Below are 6,887 nucleotides of genomic sequence, written 5' to 3'. Positions count from 1 at the left end.
TGGGGCAGGTTCGACACAAGCACCTGAACGTGGAACAGAAAATCGGCCTCCATCATGGGAAGAAGGGTCGATAGCTGCGACGGATTTGCCAGCACGCCGGAGATTTGCTGACTGAGTTCGGATGCCCGGTCATTTGATCTGGGGTAACCCGTGTTCGCTTGGGTGACTTGAAAGTCGAGTTGCTGAGCAGCTCGGCCATCCGGGTCGCGTCCCGGTAAGTGCACTCCGCGGCGATCGGCTCGAGCCGGCTCACCTTCGATGCTGTGGCCACAAATTGCGCAAGGCTTCTTCTAAGAACGCGATTTCTTTGGCGTGCTGGGCAACGGTCGTCCGTAGCCACACCAGCTCCCCCAGCGGGTGCACCGAAACCGGCTGTCCACCACGGGTATCCAGCATCCTGGCGTCGGCGCCGCGGGTGGTGGACATCCGCCACCGCTCGTCACGCACCCATGTCTGCAGCAGGCTCGTGTCCATGTCTAGTTCGCGGGCTACCTCGGTAACCCGCCGGTGTGCATCGATCACCAGGTGCGCGGCCTTGACAAGCGCTCCGGGGTGAACGAGCGCCGATGTCGTGGCATACCAACGTCCTTCACGGGTTCACCGTCCTGCTACAGCGATGTCCACTATGTGTGGAGCGCACCGTGTGGCGGGAGTTTGCCCATCAGCCGACGGGGAATTGGGGCGTCCTGGGCGAGCCCCTGTTGGGCGTCGCGGCCGAAGCGGCGTAGCCGCAGCGAATTGGTCACCACGCTGACCGAGGACAACCCCATCGCCGCGCCCGCGATGACCGGGTTGAGCAGGCCCAGTGCGGCAAGGGGGATCGCGGCGGTGTTGTAGCCGAACGCCCAGCCAAGGTTCTGATGGATGGTGCGCAGGGTTTGCCGCGAAAGCTGGATCGCCTGCACGACACCGTCGAGTCGGTCGGACATCAGTGTGATGTCGGAGGCTTCGATGGCGACGTCGGTGCCGGTTCCGATCGCGATACCCAGATCGGCTTGTACCAGCGCGGGGGCGTCGTTGACGCCGTCGCCCACCATCGCAACTACCCGGCCCTGGTCCTGGAGTCGCTGGATTTCGGTGACTTTGTCCTGCGGCAGCACCTCGGCGAGCACTTCGTCGATGCCGACCTGCTGGGCGATCGCGGCGGCCGTGCGGGTGTTGTCGCCGGTGATCATGGCGACGTGCAGCCCCATGGCGTGCAGCTGAGCGACCACGTCGACGGCGTCGTCCTTGACGGTGTCGGCCACCGCGAGCACACCGACAACGTGGTCGTCTCGGCCGACGAACACCGCGGTGCGGCCCTGCTCTTCGAGCTCCTCGGCCGCCGCAGCGAGGTGCTCCGGCAGCAGCAAATCGTCGTCGTCGACCAGTTTGCGCCGCCCGACCAGCACGGTCCGGCCGTCGACCTGCGCCCGCACCCCGTGCCCGGCGAGGTTGGTGAATTTCGTGGCGGCCGGAATCTGCAATCCCAGCTCGCGCGCACCGGCGACGATCGCCGCCCCGATGGGGTGTTCGGAGCCTGACTCGACCGCGGCGGCGATCCGCAGCACCAGGTTAGGTTGGCGCCGCTGGCCGGCAATCACATCGGTGAGCCGCATCTGGGCGCAGGTGAGGGTGCCGGTCTTGTCGAACACCACGGTGTCAATGTTGTTCGACGCTTCCAGAACCTCGCCGCCCTTGACCAGGATTCCCAGGTCGGCGCCGCGGCCGGTGCCGACCGTGATCGCGGTGGGCGTGGCCAGGCCCAGGGCACACGGGCACGCGATGATCAGCACCGCGACCGCGGCGGTCATACCGGCGATCGGGTTGGCGGCGATCAGCGTCCATCCGGCAAACGTTGCCGCAGCTACACCGACGACGGCCGGGACGAACACCGACGAGACCCGGTCAGCCAGCCGTTGCACCGGGGCCTTTCCGCCTTGGGCCTGCTCGACCAGGCGCACAATCTGCGCCAGGGCGGTGTCGGCCCCGACGGCGGTGGCGCGCACGGTCAGCAGCCCATCGATGTTGACGGTGGCCCCGGCAACACGGTCACCTGCCGTCTTCTCGACCGGGACGGACTCGCCGGTCAGCATCGACTCATCGACGGCGGCGCGCCCATCGGTGATCTCACCGTCAACCGGGACCTTCTCCCCGGGCCGTACCCGTACCAGGTCTCCGACTCGGACCTGAGCGACCGGGACCAGAAGCTCCTGGCCGTCGACGAGCAGGCAGGCTTCCTTGGCGCCCATCTCGAGCAGCTTGCTGATCGCCTCCGATGCCTTGCCGGTGGCTCGGGCCTCGAAATAGCGGCCCAGCACGACGAACGCGATGATCAGCGCCGAGGTCTCGAAGAACAGCGGGCCACCGGCGAGCAGCTCATAGGTGGAGTAGAGGAACGCGGTCAGCGTGCCCAGTGTGATCAGTGTGTCCATGTTCGCGCTTCTCGCCCGGGCTTGCTGTACCGCACCGGCCAGAAACGGCCACCCGGCGACGAATTGCACCGGCACCGTGGCGGCGAAAGCCAGCCAGCCCGCCCACGGATAAGCACCAAAAACCATCGTCGAAGCAGACGCCAGTAGCGCCAACGGCATCGCCAGCCACAGTCGCCGCAACCACTTGCGCCGCTCGCGCCTGTTGAGCTCACCTGACGACGGCTTGCCGCACGCGGCGACCGGCCCGGAACCGCAGCCGATGCGATCCTCGACGTCTGGCGGAGCGTCCGTCACCTGACGGCGCATGCCTAACAACGCCACGGCGATCCCGCCGGCAATCTTGCGCACCACACCGGTCTTGCGCACATGAGCCGAATGTGGGGCCCGTGCGGGCACCGATTCTGCAGGGATGTCCTGCGCGTCGGCGATCGCGGACAGCATGGCCGCGGTGTCACAGAGCTTCGGCGAGTACCAGATCACCACCGATGCCGTACGCGGATAGGCTTCCACCGCCTGCACACCGGGGACCTTGGCGACGGTGTCCTCGATCGCGACGGCCCGAACAGCGTCGACACGAAAACCGTTGACGTGCACCCGCATCCGCCCTGATGCGTCCGACATGACCTGCAGCGTGGCGTCGGCGGCGGTGAGGACGTCAGCGGTCATGGTCGTCGCCCGAATCCGTCATCGGCTCGATGTTCTCCCCGGCGTGCTCTCGTGCCTCGGCCACGACGTCGGCGACCGTCAACCGAGCCTGCTCAGCGCCGTGTTCGGCCTTGCGCTGCGCCTCGCGGGCAGCGCGGATGCCCCACGCGGTCACGGTGACGGTTGCCTGACGCAGCGGCGCCTTCGCCACCACCGTGCGCACCGCCTCATAGGCCGCGACCCCCACCACCCCGGTCACCACCGTGGGCGCCGCTTTCACCACGAATCCATGCCATGCCATTGCTCGCAGTCCCTTCATTCGTTTGCCCCGCCACACGACGGCTTGCCTGACGCTCTCGCTGTGCGCCGGCCTCGCTTGTGTGGCGACACGAACCCATCCTTGACCTTCCACTACACTGGAAGGTCAAGGATGGGTCACATGCAGATCGGTGAGTTGGCGAAACTCAGCAACACCAGCGCCAAAACCATTCGCTTCTACGAGGACTCGGGGCTGCTACCACCGCCGGCACGCACGGCGTCCGGGTACCGCGACTATGGACCCGAGTTCGTGGAGCGAATCCGGTTCATCCACCGGGGCCAAGCGGCCGGGCTGACCTTGCAGAAGGTGCGCCAAATCCTGGCGATCCACGACCGCGGCGAGGCGCCGTGCGGGCATGTCCGCCGGGTCCTGAACACACGTCTCGACCAGGTCCGTGCGCAGATCGCCGAACTCGTGGCCCTCGAAGGGCACTTGCAGACGCTTCTCGACCACGCATCGCACGCCGCGCCCACCGAGCACGACCATTCCACGGTGTGTTGGATTTTGGAAAGCAACCTGGACGCTGACGCCGCCGCGAGCCCCACCATCCCCGCGACTAGACAATGAGCGGCCGCGAAGTGCGTGGGCGGTCATGGACCGATACCTGGTTGCCGGCAGCCCTGCTGGGTGTGGCGGGTGTGAGCTGGTGGTGGACCGTGGTCACCGCGGGCGACATGAGCGGCGGCGAAATGTCCATGGACATGGACATGGACATGGACACCATGGCGTCGATGGCACCGATGTCGTTCGCCGCTTTCCTCATCGCGTGGGCGGCCATGATGGCGGCGATGATGCTTCCTGCGGTCCTGCCCGTTGTGCGCCGCTATACCCGCGCCACCGGCGACAGCGCCGCCCCGGCGGTAGTCTTTGTCGCCGCTTACCTGGCCCTGTGGAGCGTCGCGGGCATCCCCGCGTTTCTGGCGTGGAGCCGCCTCAATGAACCACTGGCACACGCCGATCCGTGGGCCGGCCGGCTCGCCGGCGCCGTGGCGGGGGCCGCCGGGCTGTATCAGCTCACCCCGCTCAAAGCGAGATGCCTGCGGCACTGTCACGCGCCGACGTCCTTATCCCTGCCGCAGGGGACGCATCGCGACGGTCTGGCCCGGGCGTTTCGTGCCGGTGGCCGCTACGGCATGTTTTGTCTCGGCTCCTGCTGGATGCTGTTCGTATTGCTCATCGCCCTGGGCACCATGCAACTGGCATGGATGCTGGCGCTCTCGGTGCTGATCTGGCTGGAGAAAGTAACCCCTTTCGGTAATCGGCTCACCCGAGTAACAGCGGCCATGCTGATCGTCCTTGGTGTTGTGTTGCTGGCGCACCCAGCATTTGTCAGTCACCTCATCTAGTGGCACTGAGTCCTGTAACGAGACAGCGGTGATGAGGGGTTGGACGCGGCTGGTGATGTCGTCGCGGATGCCACGGACGGCGCCGCGGCGGCGTTGAGTGAACCGGGTGTAGCTCTAGAGCATCACGCCGAACATGATGGCGGCACCGGCAGCCATGAATGCCTGGCATAACGGAGCGAGGCGGGCTAGGTGCGCACTGCGCGCTACCGGTTCGGTTCTGCGCTCGTCGAGGTACCGGTACAGCCAATACAGTGCCGCGACGGAGAATCCGACAGACGCGAACGTATTGACCGTGGTGATCCACGCGGGTTCGGCAGCAGAGCAGGATGTTTCGGGTCTTGACATGTCCATGCCTGCCATGTGCATGCCCGACGAAGAAGCCACGGTGTGATCAGACGGGTGGCAGATCTGGCCCGGGAGTCTGCCGCTCATCACCGCGTACATCCACGCCATCGCCGTCATCTTCACAGCGTGATAGCTGTTGATCAGGCGGTCAGCAATACCGGAGGACACCCGGCCGGGCGCGAGCACGAACCAGACCGCGGCAAGGAGGAAAAAGGCCATCGGTGCGGCTGTCGGCAGGCTCATGCCCGCGGGCCAGGCCATCACAATCATGGCCGCCGACATCGCCAGGTGCAGCAGATGATTGGCAGTGCATGTCCATCGGATCGGTTGTGCGGCAATGATATACGCGTATCCAGCGATGCCAGCGGCGAACAGGGCGGTGACGATCCACCGCAGCGCGAGGTCGTCGATCACGAAGCGGGACGTCGTGACCTGGCGAACGCTCCGCGTGGCGCCGGCACTAGCGAAGGTGCTGCTTGTTTAGGTCCGGGACATGACAGTCTCGTGAGTCTGTACCGGCCTGCGCCCTGCGCGGTGTCCATCAAATCTGCCTTACGGTTCGTCTGCTGCTGATTCCGCGCCGAGCGGCTGGCCCGCCCGATTCGACAGCTCCGTTGGGTGAATGTTTCCCAAAAAATATGGGCCGCCTTCGGTCCTGCCAGGGCGGTGGTGATGTGGCGGTGCGTCTGCTGGGCGAACGCGGCATTGTCGCCGCCCAGATCAAGTTCGTGGTCCGCGGCACTCAGCAGCGGTGGAGGTCGAACATCGGCATCGCCCATATTCCACCGAACAGCCGACTAAGTTGCCTGGATCACTCAAGCGCCAGAACTCGGCCAGCACCGCACCCCTTGGCCTTCTGTCGCGGCTAGCGAATCCAGGCCAAGGGGGAAGAATCGTCGCGGTGCTGGTTGATCAGTCGTTGCAGGTGCAGGAGGGATGGCCGCACTGGCAGCCCGGGCCTTGGGTGCACGATGCGTCACCGCAATTGCAGGTGCCGGCTTTGCAACAAGTGGCTTCGGCTTCTTTAGTTTCGTTCATAGCTTCAACCATACCCAGGTAGGGTATGCGTGTCAAGGTTTCTGCGGCGTCAAATGGCCGGATGCGGTCACGCCCAGACCGGTCGCTACGGCCCGATCTCGCAGTGGCGATCAGGAGCGCACGAGCCGCGCGATGGCGGCGGAGGCTTCGGTCAGTTTCGCCTGGGCCTCGCCCCCGCCCTCGGCGACAGCGCGGGTCACGCAGTGTTCGAGGTGCTCATCGAGCAGGCTCAGCGCCACCGAGCGCATGGCACTGTTGACCGCGCTGATCTGGGTGAGGACATCGATGCAGTACTTGTCGTCTTCGATCATCTTGGCGATGCCGCGCACCTGGCCTTCGATGCGGCGCAGCCGCTTGGCGTAGTTGTCCTTCTGTGCCGAATATCCGTGTGCGGTTGTCATCTAGCCTCCCGGCGTTCTCATTGTCGGACCGATCTCGACCACGTTTGGTCATCGGGATAGCGCCCCGACGACCAAGCATCGACGGCATTCCAGCGCGACCAGGCCAAGGCCAAGACCGCGGGAACGCAAAGGATCGGCCAGCGTCATACAGCCATGGTACCTACCCCATGGGGGTACCAAGTTGTAGATGGGCGCACCGGCACCTACCTCTACCTTGGTTGCTGCGGGATCCCCCGGCCAATACTCGGTGATCCCAGCATTGTGCGGGTAGCGCGCGGTCAGCGAGTTGCCAGTGCTCGACGATCTTCGACAGGCCCATCCGTCAGGCGTTCGTGGCGGCGCACTGCGCGACGGTAGCGCGCCTAGGTGCCCGTCACGT

8 protein-coding genes are annotated in these 6,887 nt (G+C 65.6%); 2 read left to right on the top strand and 6 right to left on the bottom strand.

The window, feature by feature from the left end:
* The 4 genes from BST15_RS22410 to BST15_RS17540 form a co-directional block, all read right to left on the bottom strand.
* On the bottom strand, positions 1-224 hold a 224-nt coding region (locus BST15_RS22410; protein ID WP_207572056.1), incomplete at its 3' end, for a hypothetical protein.
* Positions 225-249: 25 nt separating this feature from the next.
* Entirely contained in the window at positions 250-525 is a 276-nt protein-coding gene (locus BST15_RS17550) for a hypothetical protein (protein WP_474623352.1), read from the bottom strand.
* Positions 526-623: 98 nt separating this feature from the next.
* Positions 624-3,014: a copper-translocating P-type ATPase gene (locus tag BST15_RS17545; RefSeq protein WP_109370812.1), complete on the bottom strand. Its 2,391-nt coding sequence runs from the start codon at positions 3,012-3,014 to the stop codon at positions 624-626.
* A gap of 55 nt (positions 3,015-3,069) precedes the next feature.
* Complete coding sequence (locus BST15_RS17540; protein WP_046189989.1) at positions 3,070-3,360, bottom strand: DUF1490 family protein; 291 nt, start codon at positions 3,358-3,360, stop codon at positions 3,070-3,072.
* Between the two features lie 138 nt (positions 3,361-3,498).
* On the opposite strand from BST15_RS17540, the gene BST15_RS17535 reads away from it, so the two are divergent.
* Both BST15_RS17535 and BST15_RS17530 read left to right on the top strand, forming a co-directional pair.
* The gene (locus BST15_RS17535; RefSeq protein ID WP_046190001.1) at positions 3,499-3,945 is read left to right on the top strand and encodes a heavy metal-responsive transcriptional regulator; all 447 of its coding nucleotides are present in this window, start codon (positions 3,499-3,501) and stop codon (positions 3,943-3,945) included.
* Positions 3,942-4,724 carry a DUF2182 domain-containing protein gene (locus tag BST15_RS17530; protein ID WP_046189988.1) on the top strand — a complete coding sequence of 261 codons (783 nt, stop codon included), beginning with the start codon at positions 3,942-3,944 and terminating at the stop codon, positions 4,722-4,724. Before BST15_RS17535 ends, BST15_RS17530 begins: the two co-directional genes overlap by 4 nt.
* Positions 4,725-4,838: 114 nt before the next feature.
* On the opposite strand, the gene BST15_RS17525 is transcribed toward BST15_RS17530, so the two are convergent.
* Both BST15_RS17525 and ricR read right to left on the bottom strand, forming a co-directional pair.
* Positions 4,839-5,483, bottom strand: a complete 645-nt coding sequence (locus BST15_RS17525) for a DUF5134 domain-containing protein (RefSeq protein WP_046189987.1) — start codon at positions 5,481-5,483, stop codon at positions 4,839-4,841.
* Between the two features lie 734 nt (positions 5,484-6,217).
* Positions 6,218-6,508 carry a copper-sensing transcriptional repressor RicR gene (gene ricR / locus BST15_RS17520; RefSeq protein WP_046189986.1) on the bottom strand — a complete coding sequence of 97 codons (291 nt, stop codon included), beginning with the start codon at positions 6,506-6,508 and terminating at the stop codon, positions 6,218-6,220.
* Positions 6,509-6,887: the final 379 nt, after the last annotated feature.

Source organism: Mycolicibacter arupensis, from assembly GCF_002086515.1.
In the GTDB taxonomy this organism is placed as follows: Bacteria; Actinomycetota; Actinomycetes; order Mycobacteriales; family Mycobacteriaceae; genus Mycobacterium; species Mycobacterium arupense.
This window is presented reverse-complemented; position numbering and strand designations above follow the sequence as displayed.